Annotated in this window: 23 protein-coding genes; 13 read left to right on the top strand and 10 right to left on the bottom strand. The window is 71.5% G+C overall.

What is annotated here, in order from left to right; genetic code table 11:
• Positions 1 to 96 precede the first annotated feature (96 nt).
• Positions 97 to 675, bottom strand: a complete 579-nt coding sequence (locus tag ACFV20_RS35630; RefSeq protein ID WP_385665055.1) for a TetR/AcrR family transcriptional regulator — start codon at positions 673 to 675, stop codon at positions 97 to 99.
• 82 nt (positions 676 to 757) lie between these two features.
• Between ACFV20_RS35630 and ACFV20_RS35625 the strand changes: the two genes are divergently transcribed.
• On the top strand, positions 758 to 1,354 hold the full coding sequence (locus tag ACFV20_RS35625; RefSeq protein WP_385665052.1) for a dihydrofolate reductase family protein: 597 nt from the start codon (positions 758 to 760) through the stop codon (positions 1,352 to 1,354).
• A gap of 56 nt (positions 1,355 to 1,410) precedes the next feature.
• On the opposite strand, the gene tpg is transcribed toward ACFV20_RS35625, so the two are convergent.
• From tpg to ACFV20_RS35610, 3 genes are all read right to left on the bottom strand, one after another.
• Positions 1,411 to 1,968 carry a telomere-protecting terminal protein Tpg gene (gene tpg / locus ACFV20_RS35620; RefSeq protein WP_385665049.1) on the bottom strand — a complete coding sequence of 186 codons (558 nt, stop codon included), beginning with the start codon at positions 1,966 to 1,968 and terminating at the stop codon, positions 1,411 to 1,413.
• A 27-nt stretch (positions 1,969 to 1,995) separates the two neighbouring features.
• Positions 1,996 to 4,176 (bottom strand): telomere-associated protein Tap, encoded by a 2,181-nt coding sequence (gene tap, locus ACFV20_RS35615; protein ID WP_385665045.1) that lies wholly within the window; start codon positions 4,174 to 4,176, stop codon positions 1,996 to 1,998.
• 197 nt (positions 4,177 to 4,373) lie between these two features.
• Positions 4,374 to 4,994 (bottom strand): pyridoxamine 5'-phosphate oxidase family protein, encoded by a 621-nt coding sequence (locus ACFV20_RS35610; protein ID WP_385665042.1) that lies wholly within the window; start codon positions 4,992 to 4,994, stop codon positions 4,374 to 4,376.
• A 335-nt stretch (positions 4,995 to 5,329) separates the two neighbouring features.
• On the opposite strand from ACFV20_RS35610, the gene ACFV20_RS35605 reads away from it, so the two are divergent.
• On the top strand, positions 5,330 to 5,941 hold the full coding sequence (locus ACFV20_RS35605) for a TetR/AcrR family transcriptional regulator (RefSeq protein ID WP_385665039.1): 612 nt from the start codon (positions 5,330 to 5,332) through the stop codon (positions 5,939 to 5,941).
• A gap of 86 nt (positions 5,942 to 6,027) precedes the next feature.
• Here ACFV20_RS35605 and ACFV20_RS35600 read toward each other — a convergent pair whose 3' ends face one another.
• Positions 6,028 to 6,444, bottom strand: coding sequence for an ATP-binding protein (locus ACFV20_RS35600; RefSeq protein WP_385665036.1), 417 nt, complete (start codon positions 6,442 to 6,444; stop codon positions 6,028 to 6,030).
• A 219-nt stretch (positions 6,445 to 6,663) separates the two neighbouring features.
• Here ACFV20_RS35600 and ACFV20_RS35595 point away from each other — a divergent pair, with 219 nt between their 5' ends.
• Complete coding sequence (locus ACFV20_RS35595) at positions 6,664 to 7,029, top strand: STAS domain-containing protein (RefSeq protein ID WP_385665033.1); 366 nt, start codon at positions 6,664 to 6,666, stop codon at positions 7,027 to 7,029.
• A 186-nt stretch (positions 7,030 to 7,215) separates the two neighbouring features.
• Here ACFV20_RS35595 and rph read toward each other — a convergent pair whose 3' ends face one another.
• Both rph and msrA read right to left on the bottom strand, forming a co-directional pair.
• The gene (rph, locus tag ACFV20_RS35590) at positions 7,216 to 9,816 is read right to left on the bottom strand and encodes a rifamycin-inactivating phosphotransferase (RefSeq protein ID WP_385665031.1); all 2,601 of its coding nucleotides are present in this window, start codon (positions 9,814 to 9,816) and stop codon (positions 7,216 to 7,218) included.
• Between the two features lie 652 nt (positions 9,817 to 10,468).
• On the bottom strand, positions 10,469 to 10,978 hold the full coding sequence (gene msrA, locus ACFV20_RS35585; RefSeq protein ID WP_385665028.1) for a peptide-methionine (S)-S-oxide reductase MsrA: 510 nt from the start codon (positions 10,976 to 10,978) through the stop codon (positions 10,469 to 10,471).
• A 426-nt stretch (positions 10,979 to 11,404) separates the two neighbouring features.
• Between msrA and ACFV20_RS35580 the strand changes: the two genes are divergently transcribed.
• The 10 genes from ACFV20_RS35580 to ACFV20_RS35535 all read left to right on the top strand — a co-directional run bounded on the left by ACFV20_RS35580 (position 11,405) and on the right by ACFV20_RS35535 (position 22,320).
• A complete protein-coding gene (locus tag ACFV20_RS35580) occupies positions 11,405 to 11,929 on the top strand; it encodes a hypothetical protein (protein WP_385665026.1) in 525 nt (174 codons plus the stop codon).
• Between the two features lie 402 nt (positions 11,930 to 12,331).
• Positions 12,332 to 14,461 carry a hypothetical protein gene (locus ACFV20_RS35575; RefSeq protein ID WP_385665023.1) on the top strand — a complete coding sequence of 710 codons (2,130 nt, stop codon included), beginning with the start codon at positions 12,332 to 12,334 and terminating at the stop codon, positions 14,459 to 14,461.
• Between the two features lie 97 nt (positions 14,462 to 14,558).
• On the top strand, positions 14,559 to 16,076 hold the full coding sequence (pelF, locus tag ACFV20_RS35570) for a GT4 family glycosyltransferase PelF (RefSeq protein ID WP_385665020.1): 1,518 nt from the start codon (positions 14,559 to 14,561) through the stop codon (positions 16,074 to 16,076).
• Positions 16,073 to 17,491, top strand: coding sequence for a hypothetical protein (locus tag ACFV20_RS35565; RefSeq protein WP_385665018.1), 1,419 nt, complete (start codon positions 16,073 to 16,075; stop codon positions 17,489 to 17,491). The genes pelF and ACFV20_RS35565 overlap by 4 nt, the downstream gene beginning before the upstream one ends.
• Positions 17,492 to 17,545: 54 nt before the next feature.
• Complete coding sequence (locus ACFV20_RS35560) at positions 17,546 to 18,547, top strand: GDP-mannose 4,6-dehydratase (RefSeq protein WP_385665015.1); 1,002 nt, start codon at positions 17,546 to 17,548, stop codon at positions 18,545 to 18,547.
• A gap of 79 nt (positions 18,548 to 18,626) precedes the next feature.
• The gene (locus tag ACFV20_RS35555) at positions 18,627 to 19,340 is read left to right on the top strand and encodes an NDP-sugar synthase (RefSeq protein ID WP_385665012.1); all 714 of its coding nucleotides are present in this window, start codon (positions 18,627 to 18,629) and stop codon (positions 19,338 to 19,340) included.
• A 7-nt stretch (positions 19,341 to 19,347) separates the two neighbouring features.
• A complete protein-coding gene (locus ACFV20_RS35550) occupies positions 19,348 to 20,241 on the top strand; it encodes an NAD-dependent epimerase/dehydratase family protein (protein WP_385665009.1) in 894 nt (297 codons plus the stop codon).
• Positions 20,238 to 20,900, top strand: a complete 663-nt coding sequence (locus ACFV20_RS35545) for a spherulation-specific family 4 protein (protein ID WP_385665006.1) — start codon at positions 20,238 to 20,240, stop codon at positions 20,898 to 20,900. Before ACFV20_RS35550 ends, ACFV20_RS35545 begins: the two co-directional genes overlap by 4 nt.
• The gene (locus ACFV20_RS35540; RefSeq protein WP_385665003.1) at positions 20,897 to 21,715 is read left to right on the top strand and encodes an endo alpha-1,4 polygalactosaminidase; all 819 of its coding nucleotides are present in this window, start codon (positions 20,897 to 20,899) and stop codon (positions 21,713 to 21,715) included. The genes ACFV20_RS35545 and ACFV20_RS35540 overlap by 4 nt, the downstream gene beginning before the upstream one ends.
• Before the next feature lie 20 nt (positions 21,716 to 21,735).
• Positions 21,736 to 22,320 carry a hypothetical protein gene (locus tag ACFV20_RS35535; RefSeq protein ID WP_385665000.1) on the top strand — a complete coding sequence of 195 codons (585 nt, stop codon included), beginning with the start codon at positions 21,736 to 21,738 and terminating at the stop codon, positions 22,318 to 22,320.
• A gap of 78 nt (positions 22,321 to 22,398) precedes the next feature.
• Here the strand turns inward: ACFV20_RS35535 and ACFV20_RS35530 are convergent, their stop codons facing one another.
• The 3 genes from ACFV20_RS35530 to ACFV20_RS35520 form a co-directional block, all read right to left on the bottom strand.
• Positions 22,399 to 22,677, bottom strand: coding sequence for a GlsB/YeaQ/YmgE family stress response membrane protein (locus ACFV20_RS35530; RefSeq protein WP_385664997.1), 279 nt, complete (start codon positions 22,675 to 22,677; stop codon positions 22,399 to 22,401).
• 125 nt (positions 22,678 to 22,802) lie between these two features.
• On the bottom strand, positions 22,803 to 23,618 hold the full coding sequence (locus tag ACFV20_RS35525; RefSeq protein WP_385664994.1) for an alpha/beta fold hydrolase: 816 nt from the start codon (positions 23,616 to 23,618) through the stop codon (positions 22,803 to 22,805).
• A 54-nt stretch (positions 23,619 to 23,672) separates the two neighbouring features.
• Positions 23,673 to 24,025: DUF4097 family beta strand repeat-containing protein (locus ACFV20_RS35520; protein WP_385664991.1), on the bottom strand; the 353-nt coding region annotated here is incomplete at its 5' end.

Genomic DNA, 24,025 nt, shown 5'->3' with positions numbered 1-24,025 from the left:
CTGCTTCTTTTGTTTATATTAGACAGTAGCCCGCCCCCCCCCCCCCCCCGGGCCCCTCAGGGGTCGGCTTCCTGCCGCACTGCCGACGCGTGGCACCTACTCGGCCGTCACGATGCGCTCCACCGCGGCCGTCACCAGCGCTTCACGCTCCGCCTCCGTGAAGACGTCCGGCAGGGTGAGCTGCTCGACGATCAGCCAGTTCAGCGTCAGCATGAGCAGCTTGACGGCGGTGGCGTCGCCGGGGAGGCCGGAGGCCTCGTGATAGGCGACGTTGGCGTCGACGTCGGCCCGGACCCGCTCGGTGAGGACCTTGCGCAGTTCGGGGCGGCGAGTGGCTTCGAGGCGCAGCTCCAGCAGCGCCAGGTATCCGGTGCGGAAGGCGGCGACACGGCTGACGAGTTCGCGCATCAGCCCGACGTAGGCCTCCCGGTCGCGTCCGGCGTCCCGCTGTCGGGCGATCGTCTCCCCGTCGGGCTGGAGACGTTCGTAGACCCGTGCGCCGGCCTGGGTGAACAGGTCGTCGCGGTTGGCGAAGTAGTTGGACGCCGTGCCGACGGGGACGGCGGCTTCGGCGTCCACGGCACGGAACGTCAGGCCGCGCGCACCCTCTCGGGCCAGTACCTCGATCGCCGCGTCGACGAGGGCCGCGCGCCGCTGGTCGTTCCGCCTCACCATTGACACCACTCCATGCGTAGTACTACGTTTACACCACTTCAATCAGAGTACTACAGCCGAGTGCTACACCTGGGGGATCGCTGTGCGAAAGCTCGTCTATTACATCGGCGTCTCGCTCGACGGCCGCATCGCCGGCCCCGGCGGTGAGTTCGACTTCTTCCCGCAGGGCGACGAGCAGCAGTCCGCCGCCTACTCGACCTGGGTGAACGCGCTGTACCCGGAGACCGTTCCGAGCGCATACCGCGCTGCCGTGGGCTTGGCTGACGCTCCCCACCGACGTTTCGACACGGTCCTCATGGGCCTCGGCACGTACCGCCTCTCCCTCGACAACGGGATCACCAGCCCATACGCGCACCTGCGCCAGTACGTCGTGTCGAGCACTCTCGATCCGGACACCGACCCGGCCGTCACCGTCGTGGCGGACGACCCGCTCGGCCTCGTTCGCGAGCTCAAGGGGGAGAGCGGCGCGGGCCAGGACATCTGGCTGTGCGGAGGAGGCCGGCTCGCGGGCACCCTGTTGCCCGCGATCGACGAACTGCTCATCAAGACCTATCCGGTCGTCGCCGGGAGGGGAATTCCGGTGGTGGAGGGCGATTTCGACCCCACCGTCTTCGATGTCGCCGAGCGCACCGCCTTCCCCAACGGGATCACCCTCACCCGCCTCGTCCGCCGCCGGTAGACCCCGTGTGCCGGGTGAGGGCCGCAGGGCCGTGCTTCACGGCAGGCCCGGCCGGTTCAGTAGTCGAGGTCGATGTAGTCGATGTCGTTGATGGCGACGTCCGAGAGGCCGGGCGCCCGGGTGCCGCCGTCCTGGAAATAGGTCTCCTTGAAGCCGTCGGCGATGATCTGACGCAGGTGCCGGTCGTCGGCGCCTGCGTCACGGGCGTCGAACAACTGCTGTGCGTACGCCGGGGGGAGGTGCACGGTGAGGCGGCGGAAGCGGCCGTCGTCGGTGGTGCCGATCGGCGCCGTGTAGCCGAAGCGGGCTCTCGTCTCCACCGTGATCCCGCCCCTGGCGGCGGCCTCCTCGCGGCGGCGTCTGCGGACCTGGGGCTGCCACCGGGACCGGACGGCGGCGTCGATCCGCTGCCGGATGTCCTCCGGCGGGCGCTTGCGCTCGCCCGTGCGGTAGCGCTCCACGGACCGCTGGCTGACCCCGAGTTCCGCCGCGACGGCCCGGGTCGTCTTCAGCTGCCTCAGCAGGAAGTTGATCCGGCCCTTGAGGGTCTTCGGCGGGGTGCGGGTGAAGGCCTCCTGGTCGGCGCGCTCGATGGCGTCGTCGATCTCTCCCACGGCGTGCGTTCCTCTCGCAGGTCGGCCCTACTCGCCCTCGTCCAGGACGGCGTCGCCGCCCTTGACGTGGCGGGCGGGGTTCAGGCCCTTCTCCATCAAGTCGACCGCCCAGAGCATCTCCTGGACGCCCTCGGGCTTCGCCAGGCCCGGCGAGGGGCCGAGGCGGAAGCCGCCGGGCTGGGCCTTGCCGGAGGCCGCGTAGGGAAGGAAGTCCAGCGGCGAGGGGCCGGGGCTCGGGTAGACGACGCAGTCCGACAGCACAGCGAGCGGGTACCGGCCCGTCAGCTTGGCCATGTTCAGCAGCTTGCGGTGCATGTTGACCCGCGCCTTGGAGATGACGGCGGCACGGATGTCCGGGCGCCAGGTGGGCCGCTCCAGAGCCGGCCACCGCTCCCCCTGCTTGTAGTGGCGTCCCTGAGGGCGCTCACGGAGCTTGCCGATACCGCCCTTGACCGTGGCCTTGATCGCGGTGAGGACGGCGGCCAGGGCGGGGTCGGCGTCCTTGTGCCCCTCCATCGCCCTCAGGAACTGCCGGTCGTCCAGGTCGCGGGTGACACCGAGGTCGGCGAGGGTGTCCAGGTAGGCGCTCTTCAGCCGGTCGTGCCAGGGGTCCAGGTACGCGCCCGTGTCACGCCGCAGGTAGGCCTCCAGCGGCTGCACGTTGTACCCCAGTTCCTGGGCGTAGGCGACCGTGTGGGTCTGGTACCAGGCGGGACCGGACGGCCGTACACCGGTCGGCGTGAAGGGACTCGGCAGGCGCGGGTCCAGCTCCACATGGCTCAGGTCGACGAGCCAGGAGCCGGGGATCTTCGGGTTGAACCGGGGGCCGACGAAATGGTCCGGACCCGACAGCCCGACCGTGAGCCGGGCGGCCGCCGCGAGGAACGCGGTGTTGAGGTCCAGGCCGACCGCGTAGGGCAGATGACATTCCTCGTCGCTCAGCAGGTCCACCTCGCGCACCCACTGGTAGGCCTCCTCGTCGAGGAACCCTCCGCTCCAGCCGGAGTCGACGACCACCGGATGCTCCGGGGTGGCCTCGGGAGGCGCGGGGTCCACCGGTTCCGTCCCGAGCGAACCGGGGTTGTGGCCGGGCACCCAGTTGCCCGTGGCCTCGTCCCGGACCGCGCGGGTGGGCGGCCGCAGCGCCGTCATCAACTCCAGGCCCGACACGGCGGTACTGCCGCGGGGAGTGATGACGCGCTGGGCGTAGACGCCGAGCACCCGGGCGATGTCGGCGGGTTCCCTCTCCGCCACACCCGGCCAGGACCGCTCGTCCAGGGCGTCCCACGACAGGACCGCCAACTGCACGCACTGCCGGCGGCCTTCCTGGGCCTTGCGGTAGATCCGGGCCCAGGGTCCGAACCCACGCTGCGTCAGCTGCCAGCCGGCCTTCCTCACCTGGACGACGACCGGGTGATCACCGGGCAGGCGCAACGTACGACGCTGTTCGTGGCCCTCCAGGCGCTCGGGCAGTCCCAGCCGCACCGCGGCGGCCGGGGTCAGCACCACCAGCGGGTCGGCGTCCTTGCCGTTGCGGTGCAGGCGCGGAGCACCGAGGCCGGACTCGCGCAGCGTCCACTCCGCCAACTGCGGTACGGAGGTGGCGGGGCAGTCGAGAACGAGGCCGTCGACGCCGTACGCCGAGCCGTCGCCGTCGAGCACGACCAACGGTCCGTGCGGGTAACGGGGATCCGCGGCGGGTGTGGTGGTCGTCTTCGTGCCGGGCCGTCGCGATGAGGTCGCCGGGCGAGGGGCGGGCCGTGCCGATGCGCGCGGCTTCCGTGTGAGGGCGGGGGCTGTCCGCGCCGACGGGGGTCGGTCCGGTCGGGCGGACGCCTGCGGCAGGGGCTCCGGTTGGGTGGCCGGGGTCTCGGCGGTGACCGGGTCAGGGGCAGGCATCGGGACCGGCACCGACGGAGACGGTGTGGGAGCGGGGCCGCCGGGAGCAGGTACGCCGTGCGCGGGGTACCTCGCCGCCCAGCCGTTCAGCAGCCGCTGGTACGCCTCCAGGCGTGGCGACTTGGGTTCCGACCTGCCGTTCTCGTAGTTCTTCACGGTCTGCGTGGAGGTCTTCAGCGCGAGGGCGAGGCGCGCCTGGGTGATGCCGGCGGCCTCCCGCAGCCGGGCCCGCTCCGCGGGTGGTGGGAGCTGTGGCTCCTCCTCCAGCAGCGCGTCCACGGACGCGAACAGCTCTTCCTCGGAGGCCACGTCGTTCTCCTTCCGCGCTTCCCGGGTCCCTGCGGACCTTAGCCTAGAATTTATCCCGCTCCTTTAACCCTGCCGGGCAGCGGAGTGTCGGAAGTGCCCGGTCGGCTGAGCCTGCCGGACGGCGGAGTGCCGGAAGTGCCCGGTCGGCTGAGCCTGCCGGACGGCGGAGTGCCGGACGTGCCCGGTCGGCGCGTGGATCACCGCACCGCCTGGTTGCGCCTCGCTTCCGCGGCCCCGAAGTAGTCGCCGCCCTTGCGCTTGACGTCGTCCGTGCCCCAGGCCTGCTCCGCGACGGCGGCTGCGGTGCCGCCTTCGGCGATGTCCGGCCGCAGCGGCGCCTTGAGGAGCCTCGGTATGTGCTTCGAGCAGTGGATGTAGGCCTCTTCGACCTCGACTTCGACCCACATCTGGGGGCGCCGGCCGGGCAGTGGATCGACGGGCAGGCCGGGATGGCCGCGGCGCATCGCCTCGTCGGTGACCAACTGGGCGCGGCCGTTGACGTGGAGGCCGATGCGGTCCTCGGAGAAGTCGATCATCAGCAGGCCGACGTTCGGGTTCTCCCGGATGTTGCCGAGGGACGCCATGACGCCGTTCCCCCGGTATTCCGGATACGCGAGGGTCGCGTCGTCGAGGACGTGGAGAAAGCCGGGCGGACCGGCCCGGAACGTGCTGTCGCACTGGCCCCGCGCGTCCGACGTGGCGAGAAAGAACATCTCCTGACGGGCGACGAACTCCCGCATCCTGGGGTTGAGCCGGTCCAGCACCTGCTCGTCGTAGAAGCGGTCAGCCCGGCCGGTGGTGCCCAACTCGTGCTGCATCTGGTGCTCTCCGTGGCTTCCGGGCCGGTCCGCCCGATGATCCTGGTGCAACGGTCCTCCTGCCAGGCGCGTCAACGCCTGTGTCCGAGTCCTGCTCCGGTGGTCCCTCGGCGCAGCCGACTCTGCCGATCCCCGCGGAGGCCGAATGATTCCGACGGCCACGCACATGAGCGTAGAGCAGACCCGTGAACGCTCCGGCACTCCCCCGCTGTCGCCGAGGTGGTCCGGCATCCCGGCGTCCGAACGGACGCCGTTGCGGCAGCGAGGCCGGAAATGCAGCGGAGTGAGTGCTCACTCATTGACGGAGTGAGCACTCACTCCGTACTCTCGCAGTCATGACAGCCCCCCAGGAGAACCAGACCACTCGCCGCCGCGCTCCCGGTATGTCGCCGGAACGGCGCCGCGAGATGATCATCCAGACCGCCATCCCGCTGGTCACCGAGTACGGCTCCGCGGTGACGACCGCGAAGATCGCCCGCGCCGCGGGAATCGGCGAGGGAACGATCTTCCGGGTCTTCGCCGACAAGGACGAGTTGCTGCAGGCGTGCGTGGCCGAGGCGCTCTCCCCCGAGCACGCGATCCGCGAGCTCGACGCGATCGACCTGGCCCAGCCGCTGCCGGAACGGCTCGCGGAGGCGGCCGAGGCGCTGCAAGCCCACATGTCGAGGATGGGAGCGATCCTCGGCTCACTGGGGCATGGCGGAGGCAAGCACCCCGGCCCCGTGCGCGGCGCGGGCCGCCAGGAGTCGACGGCCCGTATCCGCGCGGCGCTCGTGGACCTGCTGGAGCCCGACAAGGCCGCGCTGCGCCGACCCCCGGAGCAGGTCGCGGCCCTGTTCTTCGGGCTGCTGTTCACCCAGCCGCGTACGAACGACGAACCCGATCTGACTCCTCTGGAGCTGGCGGACGTCTTCCTGCACGGGGCGCTCACGGGTGGTGCCGCGTGAGCGTGCGGCGGAGACTGCCCGTGGCGGTGGTCGCACCGCCCGCGTCCCTCTCCTGAGGCGGCAGACCGAAGCCGGGTGGCCCGGGATCACGCCCCGCGGGGTGCGCCGGGGTCGTCGGTCAGGGCGATGCTGGCGGTGATGCGTTTGCCCACCGGCTCCCGCTGCACCACGAAGTCCTCGACCACGGCCCGCACGATCTCCAAGCCGTGCTGGCCGATCCTGCTCGGGTCGGCGTCCCGGGGCGCGGGGACGGTGGGGTCGCTGTCCCACACGGAGATCTCCACGGTGCGCGCGGTGACGCGCAACTCCAGCACGACGGGCCCGGGAGCGTACTTGCGGGTGTTGGTGACCAGCTCGCTGACCACCAGCTGGGTGAGCTCCCTGGCCCGGGCGGACACGGGAAGGTGCTGCTCGTCGCTCGCCCGGTCGAGGAAGGCGACGGCATGGTGGCGGGCGTCCGCGATGCAGCCGGCGTCCTCGCCCAAGGCATACCCGACACGCATGAGATGGTCGTCCGGCGTTGTACAGCCCTCACCGTCGGCATCAGATTTCACTGGCCTCGCCCTCACTCCCCGTTCACGCGCGCCGGTACCCGTTTCGCCGCCCCGCATGCACGGAGGTGGTGTTCGGCACATCCACATGGGTGCATGTGGCCGGGTCCGTGGGGCAGAATCAGTCGCGCGCATTGTGATCGGGCAAGCCTAAGCACAGTTGAGGAGACGGTGTCCCCACTTGAGGAAGCAGACCGGCCGGGCCGGCTGCACGCCGAACACCGCATCGCCGGAGGTATCCGTGTCGTGACGTTGCGGGGCGAGATCGACCACGACGTCCGGGACGTGCTCAGCGATGCCCTGCGGGTCGAGGACGGGGCGGTCCCACCGCGGATAGTGGCCGACCTCAGCGGTGTCACCTTCATGGACTCCAGCGGCATCAACGTCTTCGTCGCCGCCCACCAGCGGGTGAGCGACGCGGACGGGTGGGTGCGCATCGCCGGTGCGCAGGAATCGGTCCTCCGCGTCCTGCAACTGGTCGGCGTCGACACGCTCATCCCCTGCCACCCCACCACGGAACAGGCCCTGACCGCCTGATTCAGACCGGGGACGCCCGGGGGAATCGGGCCGTCGGCAGGCGTGGAACGGGCTTGCGTCTCCCGCAACAAGCGGTGCCGCCTGGTCGGCGGAGGGCCGGGGGCGGAGTTCCTGGAAGGGAACCGCTTCCCCGGCAGCCGCCGACCGGCAGCCGGTGGCGTGCCTGCTCGTGGGGCGGTGGTGCCGTCAGGGCAGGATCTCGACGTACCCGTCGCTGCCGTGCACCCTGATGCGCTGTCCGTCCCGGATGAGGCGGGTGGCCCGGTCGACACCCACGACCGCCGGCAGGCCGTACTCGCGTGCGACCACCGCGCCATGGGTCATCAGACCGCCCACCTCCGTGACCAGGCCCGCGATGCCGACGAACAAGGGTGACCAACTGGGGTCCGTGTAGGCGGTGACCAGGATGTCGCCCGCCTCGAGATCGGCGTGCGCCATGTCGAGGATGACGCGGGCCCGGCCCTCGATCGTCCCGCCCGACACCGGGAGACCGGCCAGGGCGCCGTCCGGCACGTCGTCGCGCCGGTACGCGCCGTTGACCGCTTCGCCGTCCGAGGTGAGCACCCGGGGCGGTGTGAGCGCGTGGTACGTCCGGAACGCTTCCTCACGTCGCCGGATGAGCCCGGCGTCCACGCGGTGCGAGCGGACGACGTCCCGGAACTCCTGGAACGTCAGGTAGAAGACGTCCTCCTTCTCGGCGAGCACCCCGGCCCGCACGAGACGGTCGGCCTCCTCCAGCAGGGCCTGCTTGTAGACGAAGTAGCGGCTGATGATGCCGTACTTCGGGTACTCGCGGTACCCGATGAAGGTGCGGACCCGGTCGATCATCCGCTTGGTCTCGTCGGCCTTGGTCTCCCCGTCGGGCAGGGCCCGCAGGCGGGACAGCACGTCCTGTTCCTTCTCCCGTGCCTCCTGGCGGCCCTGCTCGAACCGCCGTGCCGCAGCGCCCGGTTCGAAGTTCCGGACGTTGTCCAGGATGGCCGGCACCAGTGTGCCGGGGCGTTCGCGCCACCGCGGCCGGGTGATGTCGATCTCCCCGGCGCAGCGCATGCCGTAGCGGTCGAGGTAGGCCTCGATGGCGTCGCGCGCTTCGGTGCCGCCCGCCAGCTTCGGCAGCTCGTCGAGGAACCCGTCGTCGTCGGCGGCGCTCTGCAGGAACGCCACGACCTCCGGGTGGGGGCGGATCACGTCCGCGACGTCGAGCAGCGCCAGTCCCATCTCGGAGGTGACGTTGTCGGGGGCGGACAAGGTGAGGGTGTCAGCCGCGTTCTTCTCCCCCAGCCATTCCTGCAGCTTGTCGTTGAGCCACCAGGTTGCCTCCATGCCCGCCATGATCGCCTGGATGCTGAGCGGGTCGGTGAGCACCCTCTTGTGCTCTTCGAAAGCCTCCAGCAGGAAGTCGAACAGGGCCGGGCCGGTCTTCGTCGCGATGTCGCGCCGCAGGGCGGCGAGGGACGTGCGGCTGCGCTCGATCAGCTCGGCGACGACGGCAGGGTCGGTCTCGACGGGCGTGGGTGCGCCACCGGCTCGTGGTCCGGCGGGAGCCGGGTCCGCGAGCGAGGGGAGGAAGCCGTCGCGTGCGAGGACGGTTTCCAGCGCGTCCCTGGTCAGGGGATCGCCTCGGCCCACGAGGTCCAGGAGTCCGGTACGGCTCGCGGGCGAGGACAGGGCCCGGGTGGCGTCGACGAACAGCCTTCCGCCGGCGTCGGTCATCGGCGCCATGGCCGTCAGCTTCCAGACGGAGAGCCCCAGGGGCTTCATCGGGTCGGTCATCATCTGCTGGTGGCCGACGGAGACGTAGACGTGGTTGTCCTCGTCGTCGGTCTCGGGGAGGGGGAAGAGCGTCGTGATGGGCCGGCTCTGCACGATCTGGAACCCGTCGTCGCCGAGGCACCATTCGATGTCCTGCGGGCGGCCGAAGTGCTCCTCGATCCGTCGCCCGAGCCGCACGAGCCGCACGACCTGCTCATCCGTCAGCGCCGGTTGCCGCTGCTGCCGCGCGTCGACGGCCACCTGCCGCGTGCCGCCGCCCGGGAGGGCGTGAACGGCGTGCTGTTTGGCGGCGATCGTCTTCTCCACGACCTCGTCGTGGCGCACCTTGTAGACGTCCGGGTTCACCAGGCCGGAGACCAGGGCCTCGCCGAGGCCGAAGCCCGCGTCGACGGTGGCGACCTTCCGGTTGCCCGTGACGGGGTCGGCCGTGAACAGGATCCCGGCCGCATGCGGGAAGACCATCTTCTGCACGACCACGGCCATGTCGACCGTACGGTGGTCGATGCCGTTGCGCTGACGGTAGGTCACCGCCCGCTCGGTGAAGAGCGAGGCCCAGCATCGGCTGACGTCACGGAGGACCGCTGCCGGGCCGATGACGTTGAGATACGTGTCCTGTTGGCCGGCGAAGGACGCCGTCGGCAGGTCCTCCGCCGTCGCGCTGGACCGGACGGCGCAGGCGGATTGCTCGCCGAGCCGGGAAAGCGCCCCGGTGATCGCCGCGACGAGATCGTCGGGGACGGGGACCGCCTCGATGGTCCGGCGCATCCGCTCGGCGAGTGCGCGAACCGATTCCCGGTCGTCCGGGTCCGAGCGACTCAGCTCGTCCAGCAGATCCTCGATCGACGGCGACTCCTTCATGATCCGCCGGAAGGCCTCTGTCGTCACACAGAAGCCTCCCGGCACGCTGACGCCGTCGATCCGCGCGAGCGCGCCCAGGTGGGCGCCCTTTCCGCCGACGACCGCGAGCTGCGTCTCGTCGACCTCTTCGAGGCCCAGCACGTACCGCTCGGTCATCGCGATACCCCCGGCCCTGTCGACTTCCGACGTCCTGGACGAGCACGTCCCCATGTCCGACACACGCACCTCGTGTCCCCGTTTCCGCAGGTTGTGGCTTCGGCCGACGATTGTGTGGCAGGACCGGGGCCTTGCCGCAAGCCCCCCTGTGCGCTATAACTTAGGAGAGGCAAGGAGAGTTCTCCTTGCCTTTGTGCGTTGCTGGAGCGCGCGCAGGTCGGCGAGCCGTTCGGCTGTTGCGCCGGCCCACCCTCCGCATCTGCTGCTGCTCGACGAACCACCGACCACCCCTCCACGAACCCACCGACCACCTCTCCCCCGTGCTGTGCGACGAGCCGGAGGCGGCCCTGGCAGCGATGGACCGGGGGCGGTCGTGGTCGCCGGTCACGGCCGCTGGCCGCGCCGACGGTGGCGGGGGTGCGAGCTGCGCCTGGAAGCGCACGGGGCGTGTGGCAACGACGGGGCGCTGAGGCTCGGAGAGGCACGGCCTGGGTGTACCGGCTGAGGTGGTGACGGTTGCCGATGCGCGGGCGTCAACAGCCTGTGCCTGTACTGCTGAGCCGGCCGTGCCTGCACCCCCCGGAGCGAGCGCGAGGCATGAGTCAGGAGCCGGGCAAGGCCACGCCCTGCCCGGCCACGTCGGCGTACGGAATCAGCCGCGCCTGGGCAACCGCCAGTTCGGGCGCGGGAAGTGGCAGGTGTATCCCTCCGGGTAGCGCTGGAGGTAGTCCTGGTGCTCCGGCTCGGCTTCCCAGAACGCGCCGGCGGGTACGACCTCGGTCACCACCGGGCCCGGCCACAGGCCGGAGGCCTCGACGTCGGCGATGGTGTCCAGAGCGACGCGCTGCTGCTCGTCGTCGAGGTAGAAGATCGCGGAGCGATAGCTCGCGCCGATGTCGTTGCCCTGCCGGTCCCGGGTCGTCGGGTCGTGGATCTGGAAGAAGTACTCCAGGATCGCGCGATAGTCGGTGGCGGTCGGATCGAAGACGATCTCGATCGACTCCGCATGCCTGCCGTGGTCACGGTAGGTGGGATTCGGCTTGTCGTTGTCGCCGCTGTAGCCGACCCGGGTGCGGATCACTCCGGGGAGCGAGCGGATCAGCTCCTGCATGCCCCAGAAGCAGCCGCCCGCCAGCAGCGCCCTCTCCTCGACGTCACTCATGGCGCATCACCTTTCCTGCCCGTGTCCGTCCGCAGTCACTTGTAGTCACCATCTTGACAGGTGACGGGGCGGACTGTCACGGCCGGGCCGTGGCGCACCGTCGCCCTGGGGAACATCGAGGACTGCCGTACAGGCCGGAAACGGGCAGGTGGCCGAGAAACCCGGGGTGAGCCTCGCGGCCGGAGAGGGGCGGCCGGTCCGATATGCGCCAATGTCATCTTCTCGGGGCGGGAAAGCGTCCGCCGGCACCCGTCCCTCGTGGTCGCCCCCTCCCCCCACCGGCTGCCTGGGAAGACGGCACCTTGCTCACTCCTTCATGGTTTCACCACGACTCCACCACTTCATGGACACTTCCAGCCGAGTGGTGAGCCGCGCCTCGTTCGCGGGGCAGACGGTGCGCCCGGGCCCTGCTTAGCCTCCCTGGCCATGCGATCACCCCAGATGAGACGTTTCGGCCTCGGCGCCGTCCTCGCCCTCCTTCTCGCCGTGTTCGGCCTGGCGCCCACCGCGAGCGCGGCGCCGGCACCGGCGGAGCTGACCTTCACCACCGACAGCGCCACCACCACCCCGGGCGGTTCGGTCAAGCTGTCGATGACCCTCACCAACAACAACACCTACGACGTCTGGTTCGTGTACCAGACGATCGAGCCGACGTGGCTGACCACACAGCGCCCCGACCTGAAGTACAGCTTCTCCGGGTGCAGCCTGACCACGGTGAACGGCCCCTCTCCCTGTTCCGGGACCGGCCCGGCCAACCTCGGCGCCAACTACGGCGCGACCATCCCGCCCGGTCAGAGCCGCACGGTCACCCTGACGCTGGACGTCGCCGCGGACTCCGGGTGCAACGGGAACATCGGCTTCTACTCCTACTTCTACGCCGAGTTCAGCGACTCCACGAACGTCAGCAGCGGGCCGGTCTACACCCCCGTGACACGCGTGCTCTGCTCCTGACGCCCCCGTCCGCGGAGCCGTCGGCGGTGACCTGAAAGGTGCGCCGTCCAGGTATCGGCTCCGGTCTGGACCACTGGCATTCCGACCGGCGGGCCACCGAGGCCCGCCGGTACGTCGCTCACGGCCCGGACCAGCGCACCGGGCCCTAATGACCCACCGGTCCCGGCCTCGTCCGGCGGCACGGAACGGCTCGTTTCGCTTTCGGAACCGCCCAGTTCGACACCTGCGCTTTTCCGTCATGTTCCGCAACATGACCGCGAAATCTCCACACAGACATCACTATGTGACGCGAACGGATGCGTGACGAACTGGCTTCTGAGGGGGACGCCGGCGGCACGCAAGGGGGTGCGTCCGCTCCACGGGAGCCGTGCTCACCCCTGCCCGGGGAGGGGACCTCACCGCATGAAGCGGACCTATCGCACCACCGTGCTCACGGTGGGCGCGCTCATCGCCGCACTCGGCCTGCCGGCCGGCGCTGCGCACGCCGACACCACGCCCCGCATCGACCTGCGCGTGCTGGTGGTGAGCGACGGCGGCCCGTCGACCGACGCGATAGCCGCCGAACTGGCCGCGGCGGGAACGCCGTACACGCGGATCGACCTCACGCAGGCCGGCCGGACCGTGATCGACGCCGACTTCCTCGCGGACACCGTCGACGGCCGGCCGCGCGCCAGGTTCCAGGCGATCGTGCTGCCCAACGACAACCCGTTCCCCGCCGGTTCGGCCGAGATGGCGGCCCTCACCGCGTACGAGCGGACGTACGACGTACCGCAGGTCGACGCCTACACCTACGCGCGTCCCGAGGCCGGGCTGCAGTACCCCCTCTACGGGGGCTACTCCGGCAGCATCGACGGCAAGCGGGCGGAGGTGACCGCCGCGGGCAAGGCGGGGCCCTTCGGCTACCTCGACGGCGCGGTCCCCTTCGAGGACAACGACCCGGCGATCGGCGAGAGTTACGCCTACCTCTCCAAGCCGGTGGCTGGAGCCGACTTCACCCCGTACGTGGAGGCGGCGATCCCGGGGCAGGCCACCAAGGGCACGCTGGTGGGCGAGTACCGGCACGACGGGCGGCGCGAGCTCGTCGTGACCTTCGTCTACAACCAGTACCAGCAGCAGTTCCGGCTCCTGGCCCGAGGCATCGTCGAGTGGATGACCGGCGGGGTGCACCTGGGCGCCTCCCGGAACTACTTCTCCGTCCACGTGGACGACGTGTTCGCCGCCGACGACCGCTGGAACAGCCAGCTCAACTGCACACCCGGCGACGTCGACTGCGAGGACCCCGCCGCCACGCCCGACCCGATCCGGATGACGGCCGCCGACGTCGACCACGCCGTCGACTGGCAGAACGGCAGGAAGTTCACCCTCGACTTCGCCTACAACGGCGCCGGCAGCGCCGACCACCGCGAGGACCACAACGGTGCCGACCCGCTCGCCGACCGGCTGATCGCGCGGCGGGGCGAGTTCCGCTGGATCAACCACACGTATTCGCACCCCTTCCTCGGCTGTGTGCAGGACACCACCGTGGTGCCGTGGAAGTGCGCGACCGACGCCGACGGCAGCACCCGGTGGATGAGCCGCAACGACATCTCCGACGAGATCGCCACCAACCGGGTCTGGGGCGAGAGAGCCGGACTGCCCCTGGTGAACGACGAGTTGGTGACCGGCGAACACTCGGGCATGAAGGTGCTGCCGCAGCAGCCGGAGGACAACCCCTATCTGGCGCTCGCCCTCGGTGACAACCGCATCGCCTGGCTCGGCTCCGACAACTCCCGTGAGCCCGCCCAGCGCCGGGTCGGCCCGGCCACGACCGTGCCCCGCTACCCGATGAACGTCTTCTACAACGCGGGCCGGGCCGCCGAGCAGGTCGACGAGTACAACTGGATCTACACCAGCCGTGCCCAGGGCGGCAGCGGCATCTGCGAGGACAACCCGGCCACCACCACCTGTCTGCCGACGCCGCTGAACCCCGCCACCGGCTACGCCCAGCACATCGTCCCGCTGGAGACGCGGATCGCGCTCGGACACGTGCTGGCCAACGACCCCAAACCGCACTTCATCCACCAGTCGAACCTGGCCGAGGACCGCATCGCCTACCCCGTGCTCGACGGCGTCCTGGACGGCTACGAGGCGCTGTTCGCCGAGGACACGCCCGTGGTGAACCCGCGGATGAAGGACATCGGCGTGGAACTCCGGCGCCGGGCCGACTGGCAGGCCGCGCTGCGCGCCGGGCAGGTCACCGCCTACCGCATCGGGAGCACCGTGACCGTCGACGCGCCGAACGGGCTGGCGATCACCGCGACCCTGCCCACCGGCACGACCCTGGCCGGCGCCGGGTTCGGTCAGGCGTACGCCGGTGCCGTGTCGGGCTGGACGCCCTCAGCGGGGACACCGCTCACGTTCACCCTGCCCGCGTCCGCGGCAGCACCGGACACCGGCGCCGGAGCCGGCCCGGCCGAGGCCACCGGCACCGCACCGCGCACCCGGGTCCCCGCGGGTGCCGCCGACCCCGTGGGTCACACCGCAGACGGCTGAACGGCGCGTCCACCCCAGTCCGACCGACGGTCCCGGCCGCTCCGCAGCGGCCAGGACCGGCCCGAACCACCCCACTCCTCGGCCGTGGAGCACATCGATGCCCGTTCCCCAGGGCGCGCGACGTACCGGAGCGACGCGCGTCACCCTGCTCACCGAAGGCACCTACCCGCACAGCCACGGAGGCGTCAGCGTCTGGTGCGACCAGCTCGTCCAGGGCATGCCCGACCTGGCCTTCGACGTCATCGCCGTCACCGGAACCGGGCGTGAACCGGTCGTATGGGACCTGCCCGCACACGTCTCGGGTGTGCTGTCCGTCCCCATGTGGGGTGCCCCGCCCGAGGGCCGCCCGCCCCGGGGCCGGGCCCGCAACCAACTCGCCGCCGCCTACGAACGGTTCCTGGCCGCGCTGCTCGACCCGCGCGCGGAGGACGGGTTCGCGCCCGCCCTGTACGCCCTGGCGCGGGCCGCTTCGGACGGGACGCTGAGCCCTTTCCTGCGCGCGGACCGGGCGATCGGCATCCTCACCGCACTGTGGAACCGCCCCGGTCTCGCCGTGCGTGAGGCGCGGCCGACGCTGCACGACGCGCTCACCGCGACCGCCCTGCTGGAGCACGCCCTGCGCCCGCTGGCCGCCCCGGTCCCCGAGCACGGGGTCGCGCACGCGGTCAGCGGCGGGGTCGCCGTGCTGCCCGGCCTCGCGGCCCTCGAACGCCACGGCGTTCCGTTGCTGCTGACCGAGCACGGGGTCTACCTGCGCGAGCGCTACCTCGGCTACCGCACGGCGCCCTACCGCTGGCCGGTGAAGGCCGTGATCCTCGGGTTCTTCCGGATGCTCGCGCAGGAGAGCTACCGCCGGGCCGCGCTGATCACCCCCGGCAACCGCTACAACCGGTTGTGGGAGGAGGAGGGCGGCGCCGACCCGGAGTCGATCCGCACGGTCTACAACGGCGTCGACCCCACCGCGTTCCCGGCGGCCGGACCGGAGCCGGACCTGCCCACCCTCAGCTGGGCGGGCCGTGTCGACCCCATCAAGGACCTGGAGACCCTCATCCGGGCCTTCGCCCTGGTCCGCGCCGAACTCCCGCACGCCCGGCTGCGGTTGTTCGGCGGCACACCCCGGGGCGGAGAGGCCTACCGTGAACGCTGCGAAGCCCTGGCCGCCGAGCTCGGACACGCCGACGCCGTCACGTTCGAGGGGCGTGTCGACGACATCAAGGACGCCTACGCCGCCGGGAACGTCGTGATGCTCTCCAGCATCAGCGAGGGCTTCCCGTTCACGCTGATCGAGGCCATGTCCTGCGGCCGGGCGACCGTCTCCACCGACGTGGGCGGGGTGCGCGAGGCCGTCGGCGACACCGGGCTCGTGGTGCCCCCGCGCGATGCGGAGGCGATGGCCGCGGCCGCGCTGGAGCTGCTGGGCGACCCCGGGCGGCGCAGGGCGATGGGCGAGGCGGCCCGGTTGCGGGTCATCGAGCAGTTCACCCTCCGGCAGACCATTGACACGTTTCGATCCATCTACACGGAACTGGCGCACCCAAAGGAGGAGTTGACGGTGATGCCCTCGGTCGGACTGTCGGCCCCGGCCGTGCACGGCACCGGGAGTCTCGCCCTGTGAGCGGGCCGATATCCCTCGAACCCGGGGGCCCCGAGCAGGACACGCTGGCCATCCGGCTGGCCGGTGCCCGCCCGCCCCGCCGGAGGCCGCGCTGGGCCCTCGACGACGCCACACTCGCCATGCGGCTGCCCCGGCGCGGTCCCGACGAGGAGGCCGTCAGCGAACTCGCCGCCGAACTCGCCGACCGCATAGGACCCGCCGTCCACCCCTACGAGGTCGCCGCGCTGCTGGAGGCCGAGGGGCTGTCCGCCTCGCTCATCAACGAGCGGTACGGTCACCCGAACCTGTTCTCCCTCGCCTCCGCCCTGTACGAGCGGGTGCCGCGCACCTTCCCCGAACCCGCCCCGGTGGCCGACCCCTGGCGCCCCGACACCGTGCGCTGTCTGCTCCGGGGCGTGCTGTTCGCTCTTCCCGGGCTCGCCTACCTGCTGACCGTGCCCTTGTGGGACGCCGGTGGGCACGCCGCCGCCCTCGTCGTGGCCGGACTGGTCTCCTGGGCGTGGGGGCAGGCGCTCGGCCACCGCGCGCACCTGCGGATGGCGACCGGACGACGGGAGGCCGGCCGCACCCTCCTGGCGGGGTCGCCCGTGGGCGCGGTGGTGGCCACGGCGGTGGCCGCGCTGCCCGCGGACGGCGGGCCGGTGACGCTGGTGGCCGCCGCTCAGTCCGCGTATCTGGCGGCCGCCGGTGTCCTGCTGGTGCTGGGCCGCGAGCGGCTGCTGCTGGCCGCGCTCAGTCCCCTGCTCGCCGGGGTGGCGATCCTGCCGTGGTGGGAGCCGGGCCCTGCGGTCCGGGCCGGTCTGCCCCTGCTGGCGCTGCTCGGCACGCTCGGTGTCACCGGCTGGGTCCTGAGGGGCGCCCTCGCCGTCCCGGCCGTCGCCGGCGCGACCCGGCCGCGGCTGCTGTGGTCCCTGCCGTACGGCCTGTTCGGGCTGGCCGCGGGGGTGCTGGTACTGCTGGAGGGCAGGGAGGAGCCGTACGCGGTGATCGTGCTGACACTGAGCATGGGGCCGGCGGAATGGCTGCTGTACCGCTACCGCGGCCTGTCGGTCGCCGCGTTGCGCGCCACCGCCACGCCCGCCGGATTCCTGCTGCGTTCGGCCGGCATCCTCGGCCTCTGCCTGCTCGCCTACCTCGTACCGCTGCTGCCCGCCGCCCTGCTCACCGGAGCGGACCCGGCCGCTCTGCTGCCGCTCGCCGCGGCCTTGTGGACCGCACTGCTGCTCCAGGCGTTCGGGGCGGCCTGGCCGTCGGCCGGGATCTGCCTGGCGGCGGCCGCCGGCGCCGGATCCGTCGACCTGTTCGGGCTGCCGCCGGGCGCCGCCCCGGCCCTGCCGGCGGCCTGCGGCGCCGCCACCTTGTGTCTGTCGGCGTGCGTGCTGTGGCTGCTCGGCCGGCCCGCACCGCACGCCTGAACTCCGCTTCTCCGCTTCTCCCCCGCACCTCTCCTCATCGAAGGGACAACGCAGTTGACCTCCGCACCGCTCGCCGCCGTCACCGGAGCCGAGGGCTTCATCGGCTCGCACCTCACCGAGGCGCTGGTCGCCTCCGGGCACCGGGTGCGGGCCATGGCCCAGTACAACTCCTTCTCCTCCTACGGCTGGCTGGAGACCCTGCACCCGGACGTCCTGGACCAGGTGGAGATCGTCCTCGGAGACGTCCGGGACCCGGGCTCGGTCCGCGGTCTCCTGGAAGGCGCCGACACCGCCTACCACCTGGCCGCCCTCATCGCGATCCCGTACTCCTACCAGGCCCCGCACAGCTACGTGGACACCAATGTCACCGGCACCCTCAACGTGCTGGAGGCGGTGCGCGCCCTCGGTACGCCCCGGCTGGTGCACACCTCCACGAGTGAGACGTACGGCACCGCGCGGACCGTGCCCATCACCGAGGACCATCCCATCAACACCCAGTCCCCGTACGCCGCTTCGAAGGCCGGCGGGGACCGGCTGGCGGACAGCTACCACGCCAGTTTCGACACCCCGGTCGTGACGCTGCGGCCCTTCAACACCTTCGGGCCGCGCCAGTCGATGCGCGCGGTCATCCCCACGGTCATCGGGCAGGTCGCCGCGGGGGAACGCACGATCACCCTCGGCGATCTGCGGCCCACCCGGGACTTCACCTTCGTCAAGGACACCGCGCAGGCCTTCCTCGCCGTCGGCACCGCGCCCGCCGAGCGGGTCGTGGGCCATACCTTCAACGCCGGGACCGGCGGGGAGATCTCCGTCGGCGACCTGGTCGCGTTGATCGGCAAGGTGATGGACACCGCCCTCGACGTGCGCGAGGACACCGCCCGCATCCGCCCGGCCAACTCCGAGGTGATGCGGCTGGTCGCCGACGCGAGCCGGCTCGGCGCGGCCACCGGCTGGCAGCCCGCGCACTCCCTGGAGGAAGGCCTCGCGGCCACCGTGGAGTTCTTCCGCGACCCGGCGAACCTCGCCCGGTACAAGACCGGCATCTACAACATCTGACACGCCCCAGCGGATCTCGTCCGTCACGTTCGCGCACGTCCCCGCACATCCCACGAAGCGTTCACGAAGGAGGAGCCCCATGCACGCAGTGATCCTGGCGGGAGGCAAGGGCGTCCGGCTGCGGCCGTACACCACCGCACTGCCCAAGCCGCTCGTGCCCATCGGTGACCAGCACGCCATCCTGGAGATCGTGCTGCGCCAGCTGTCCACGGCCGGCTTCACCAGCTGCACCATCGCCATCGGGCACCTCGGCGAGATCATCCGCGCCTACGTCGGCGACGGCTCCCAGTGGGGCCTGACCGTCGACTACGCCACCGAGGACAGCCCGCTGGGCACCATGGGACCGCTGCTCAACCTGCGCCACCGGCTGCCGGAGACGTTCCTGGTGATGAACGGCGACGTCCTCACCGACCTCGACTACGCCGACGTCCTGCACCGGCACCGCGCGTCCGGGGCGCCGCTGACCATCGCGACGTACGCCCGCAAGGTGCACATCGACTTCGGAGTGCTGACGACCGACTCCAGCAAGGTCGTCGCGTTCACCGAGAAGCCGAGCGTGGACTACCGCGTCTCCATGGGCGTCTACGGCTTGTCCCGCAACACCCTGGACGGCTACACGCCCGGACTCCCCCTCGGCTTCGACGAGTTGGTGCTGGACCTGCTCAAGACCGGCAACCAGCCCCACGCCTACGAGTTCGACGGATACTGGCTGGACATCGGCCGCCCGGACGACTACGACCGGGCCAACGCCGAGTTCACCACCCGCAAGTCGCTTCTGCTCAAGGGAGCCTGAGCACGTCATGCGCATTCTCGTCCTGGGCTTCACCGGCTATCTCGGGGCTCATGTGGCCGAGCGGCTGCGCGCCCTGCCGGGCGCGCAGGTCCTCGGCGGCGGCCGGTCACCGGCCGCCGACCTCGACATCGACCTCGCCCGTGTCCGCCCGGAGCGGCTCGTGAAGGCCCTCGCGTCCGTCGCGCCCGACACGGTCGTCAACTGCGCGGGCGCGACCGGAGGTGACGCCGTCACCCTCGCCGAGGTCAACGCCCGTGGGCCGGCCGTACTGTGCGCCGCGCTGCGCGAGGCGGCTCCCGCGGCCCGCCTGGTGCACCTGGGCTCGGCCGCCGAATACGGCCCGGGCACGCCGGACACCCCGGTCACGGAGTCGGCTCCCACCTGCCCGGTCGGCCCCTACGGCGCGACCAAGCTCGCGGGCACGGTCGCCGTGACCGGCTCCGGTCTGGACGCGGTGGTGCTGCGGGTGGGCAATCCGGTGGGGCCCGGGGCTCCGCCCACCGGTCTGCCCGGCCGGATCGCCGCACTGCTGCGCGAGACCGGGTCGGGCCCTCAGGCGGTGCTGCGGCTCGGCGACCTGTCCGCCTACCGCGACTTCGTCGACGTTCGCGACGTGGCGCGGGCGGCGGTCCTCGCCACGACCGCGCCGGGGCCGTTGCCGCCCGTCCTCAACATCGGCGGGGGCACGGCCGTCCCGGTGCGCGACCTGGTGCGCACTCTCGCCGCGCTCGCCGGTTTCCGGGGCCGGATCGAGGAGGGCACGGCGGGCTCGGCCCGTTCCGCGCAGGTGTCGTGGCAGTGCTCCGACATCACCGCGGCCGAGCGGGCCCTGGGCTGGCGCCCGGCCCACACCCTCGACGACGCGCTGACCGCGCTGTGGGAAGGCGGCCGCACACCGTGAGCCTGCTGATCCCGCTGTACGTCCATCCGGCCGAGGACCCCGGCGCCTGGCACCGGCTGATCACCGCCGCCGCCCGCACCTACGGTGTCGTCCTCAACCCGGCGAGCGGACCGGGCGAGGAGCCCGATCCGGCGTTCACCGCGGCGGCGGGGGCGCTGCGGGCCGCGGGCGCGCGTCTGCTGGGCTACGTCGACACCGACTACGGGGTGCGCGCACCCGCCGACGTCGCCGAGGACGTGCGCCGGCACCGGGAGTGGTACGCGGCGGACGGCTGTTTCCTGGACCGGATGACGGCGACCGCGGAGGGACTGCCGGCCTGCCGCAGGCTGGTGCGGGCGGTGCGCAGGCTGGGTGCGGGCACGGTCGTCCTCAATCCGGGCGTCCATCCGGCGCCGGGGTACGCCCGCCTCGCCGACCTGACCGTCACCTTCGAGGGTCACTGGTCGACGTACGTCTCCGCCTTCAGCCGTCCGGCGTGGACCGCACGGCACTCGCCCGAGCGGCTGTGCCACCTCGTCTACGGCGTGCCCGAGGCCCTCGTGCCCCTCGCCGTGCGCACCGCGCACGACAGGGGGGCGGCGGTGTGCGGCCCCGTGACGGGTGAACCACCTAATCCGTGGGCCGCGTTGACGCCCGCGCTCACGGGAGCGAGTCGATGAGCGGGCGGGCGGTGACCTGCGCGGCCCTGCTGACGGCGCTGACGGCCGCGGCGCTGACGGGCTGCTCCGGCGGCGGCGGTCCCGATGTCGGGCACGGCACGGCGTCGCCGTCCCGGGCCCTGTGGAAGCCCCGCCCCGGCCTGGCCTGGCAATGGCAGCTCGACGGCAGGGTCGACGGATCGGCCGACGTGCCCGTCTACGACATCGACGGGTTCGAGAACTCGGCGGCGGACGTGGCCCGGCTGCACCGCGCGGGCCGGAAGGTGATCTGTTACATCAATGTGGGGGCGTGGGAGAACTTCCGGCCGGACCGGCGTGCCTTCCCGCGTGCGGTGCTCGGCGAGCCCAACGGGTGGGCGGGCGAACGCTGGCTGGACATCCGGCGGTTGAGGGTCCTGCGGCCGATCATGGAGCGCCGGTTCGACATGTGCCGCGACAAGGGATTCGACGCGGTGGAACCGGACCTGGTGGAGGGCTACGGCAACGACACCGGCTTCCCCCTCACCGCACGCGATCAGCTCCGCTACAACCGGATGATCGCGGCCGTCGCCCATGAGCGTGGCCTGTCGGTGGGGCTGAAGAACGACCTCCCGCAGATCCCCGAGCTCGTGCGCGATTTCGACTTCGCGGTCAACGAGGAGTGCGCACAGTACGACGAGTGCGACGCGCTCTCGCCGTTCATCGCGGCGGGCAAGGCGGTGTTCCACGTGGAGTACGCGGAGCCGCGGAGCGCCTTCTGTGCCGAGTCGCGCCGGCTGGGTCTGTCGTCGATGCGGAAGGAGCCGGAGCTCGGGGTGTGGCGGAGCCCCTGCTGAGCGTGGGGCATGATCAGGTCATGTCGAACCCTGCCGCGTTCCGTGACCGGTCGAACTGGTCCGGAGGCTTCTACGAACTGGCCATCGAGGTCGGATCGACCGATGACGCCGCGCTGCAGGCGGTCCTGAGCGCTGTGTGGTCCGCGGCCGAAGTGCGGGGCACGTACGCCTTGACCGATCGTGAGCCGGCGGAGCAGGAGCCCGTGCCCTGCACCGTGGCCTCCCTGACGGAGTACGGCCACCTGCACGGCCGGGTCCGCTTGCCGACCGGCCAATGGGTCGTGTGCGGGGGCGTGGCGATCCGTGGGGGTGACGACAGCAGCGACTGGCTGGACTTCTACGTGCCCGACGGAGCGCTGGACAACGCGGGTGTCCCGCACGGGGACGGGCGGCCGTTCTTCCGGTCCGCCGTCCTGGACGACTGGCTCGCGGGCATCGGAACGGCGGTCTTCGAGCGGGTGGGTTTCAGGCTCGCCGTGATCGGCTGGGAGGTCTCCGGATGCACCGATGCGGCGACGCTGGCGGGCCGGCTGCCGGAGGAGCGCTCGATCGGATATCTGCTTCCGCGGGAGGGAGGCCTGCAGTACGGGGCGGCCAACGACTGAGCACAACCTGACGGCTCCTCCCTCCGGTGGAGGGGAGGAGCCGTCCAGGTGTGCTGTCAGGTGTGCGCGTTCAACGGATCATGCGTGCCGGTGCGAATGACGGCTGCCCGTGACGAGGCGGTAGAGGGCGAGCAGGATGAGGGATCCGACGACCGCGGCGATCCACGTGGAGAGGTCGAAGAACCCGTCGATGGAGTCCACGCCGAAGATGACCTTGCCGAGCCAGCCGCCGAGCAGACCGCCGACGATACCGATGAGCATGGTGACAATGATGCCGCCGGGGTCCTTGCCCGGCATCAGGGCCTTGGCGATGGCGCCCGCGAGAAGGCCGATGAGGATCCACGCGATGATGCCCATGGTGCGTCTCCGCTTCGTCGTATAAGGATTCTGTTAAGTCATCGGGTGCGCCGAATCCGCCCGGCCAAACGTCTCCTTCCGGTATCGGCCTTGTCGGCCCTGGAGCACGACGGGTTGGCCGGGGCTCAGCGAGAGCCGGAACGGTCGAGGTCGGCCACCTCGCGGACGGCGTCGGCGACGGCGGCGAAGTCCTTCTTCAGGATCGTGCCGTGGTTGCCGGCGACCTTCACGCTGCGGACGTTGGCGCGGCGAGCCGTCACCGCGTCGAGGCTCGCCCGGATCCGTTCCTGCTCGTCGCCACGGCTCCCGAACGACGTGCCCGAAGCGACGACGTAGCGCACCGGGACGTCGATACGGTCGAGCACGGGTCCCAACTCACGCTCGCGGGAGAGCCTGCCGAGTTCGATGTTGCTGTTCGCCTGTTCCTCGGCGGTCATCCGCGGGGCGAGGCCCGTCGGGCGCAGCAGCGGCATCACCCAGGACAACCGCCGGAACAGCTTGCGGATCCGCCGCTCCATGGCCTCGTCGAGCCAGTCGTGGGGGAAGGCGCCGTCGACCAGGATCGCTCCCACGGTGCGATCGGGATTCCGGGCGGCCCAGTGCGCCGCGACGACCGCTCCGTAGGACCAGCCGACCACCACGGCCCGGTCCACGCCCCTGGCCGCGAGGACGGCGTCGACGTCCCGGACGGCCGCCTCGAACGAGTAGTCCGCCGAACGCTTCGATTTGCCGCGTGCCCGTTCGTCGTAGGTGATGTGCCGCCATTGCGGCCCCAGTTCGGCGAGGACCCGCCGCCAGTACCCCTGCGTGGCGAACTGGCCGTTGAGGTAGACCACGGGGATGCCCGTGCCGCCGCTGTCGGTGACGGCCAGGGCCGTGTCCTCGACCGGCACCATGCCGGACCAACTGCTGTGGCGCGGGGTCGCGTTGTTCTCGGTCATGTCGTGTTCCTGTTCGTGTGAGGTGTGGTGCGGGCTGCCGGGGTCGGCGCCCGGCTAGAGGCTGCGGGCGGTGATGTCGCCCTGGGAGGTGGTGGCGTGGATGGTCAGACCGGCGGCGGCGCCGTCGGTGGTGCTGAGCGCGTTGTGGATCCGGCCGTGGGCGGTGCCGGCGTCCAGGGTCGCGGAGACGCCGCGGGCGGCGCCGACGGTGATGTCGCCCTGCTCGGTGCGCAGCGCGAGGGTGCCGTGTACGGCCTCGGTGACGGCGAGGTCGCCCTGCCGGGTGCTGAGCTGCGCCGGGCCGCCCAGGCGGCCGACGGTGATGTCGCCGGCGAGCAGGGTGAGGCGGGCGCCGGCGGTCTCGTCGAGCTTGACCTGGCCCTGCGCCGCCTCGAAGGCGACGTCGC

The sequence above is a fragment of the Streptomyces sp. NPDC059696 genome (assembly GCF_042733745.1).
Lineage (GTDB): Bacteria > Actinomycetota > Actinomycetes > Streptomycetales > Streptomycetaceae > Streptomyces.
Note: the sequence above shows the minus strand (reverse complement) of the source record. Positions and strands in the feature narration are given on the sequence as shown.

Excerpts from the sequence above, each read along its gene's own strand:
- ACFV20_RS35630 (WP_385665055.1), bottom strand. The coding sequence starts at position 675 with ATGGTGAGGCGGAACGACCAGCGGCGCGCGGCCCTCGTCGACGCGGCG.
- ACFV20_RS35610 (WP_385665042.1), bottom strand. The coding sequence starts at position 4,994 with ATGCAGCACGAGTTGGGCACCACCGGCCGGGCTGACCGCTTCTACGAC.
- ACFV20_RS35605 (WP_385665039.1), top strand. The coding sequence starts at position 5,330 with ATGACAGCCCCCCAGGAGAACCAGACCACTCGCCGCCGCGCTCCCGGT.
- ACFV20_RS35600 (WP_385665036.1), bottom strand. The coding sequence starts at position 6,444 with ATGCGTGTCGGGTATGCCTTGGGCGAGGACGCCGGCTGCATCGCGGAC.
- rph (WP_385665031.1), bottom strand. The coding sequence starts at position 9,816 with ATGACCGAGCGGTACGTGCTGGGCCTCGAAGAGGTCGACGAGACGCAG.
- msrA (WP_385665028.1), bottom strand. The coding sequence starts at position 10,978 with ATGAGTGACGTCGAGGAGAGGGCGCTGCTGGCGGGCGGCTGCTTCTGG.
- ACFV20_RS35580 (WP_385665026.1), top strand. The coding sequence starts at position 11,405 with ATGCGATCACCCCAGATGAGACGTTTCGGCCTCGGCGCCGTCCTCGCC.
- ACFV20_RS35575 (WP_385665023.1), top strand. The coding sequence starts at position 12,332 with ATGAAGCGGACCTATCGCACCACCGTGCTCACGGTGGGCGCGCTCATC.
- pelF (WP_385665020.1), top strand. The coding sequence starts at position 14,559 with ATGCCCGTTCCCCAGGGCGCGCGACGTACCGGAGCGACGCGCGTCACC.
- ACFV20_RS35555 (WP_385665012.1), top strand. The coding sequence starts at position 18,627 with ATGCACGCAGTGATCCTGGCGGGAGGCAAGGGCGTCCGGCTGCGGCCG.
- ACFV20_RS35550 (WP_385665009.1), top strand. The coding sequence starts at position 19,348 with ATGCGCATTCTCGTCCTGGGCTTCACCGGCTATCTCGGGGCTCATGTG.
- ACFV20_RS35540 (WP_385665003.1), top strand. The coding sequence starts at position 20,897 with ATGAGCGGGCGGGCGGTGACCTGCGCGGCCCTGCTGACGGCGCTGACG.
- ACFV20_RS35535 (WP_385665000.1), top strand. The coding sequence starts at position 21,736 with ATGTCGAACCCTGCCGCGTTCCGTGACCGGTCGAACTGGTCCGGAGGC.
- ACFV20_RS35530 (WP_385664997.1), bottom strand. The coding sequence starts at position 22,677 with ATGGGCATCATCGCGTGGATCCTCATCGGCCTTCTCGCGGGCGCCATC.
- ACFV20_RS35525 (WP_385664994.1), bottom strand. The coding sequence starts at position 23,618 with ATGACCGAGAACAACGCGACCCCGCGCCACAGCAGTTGGTCCGGCATG.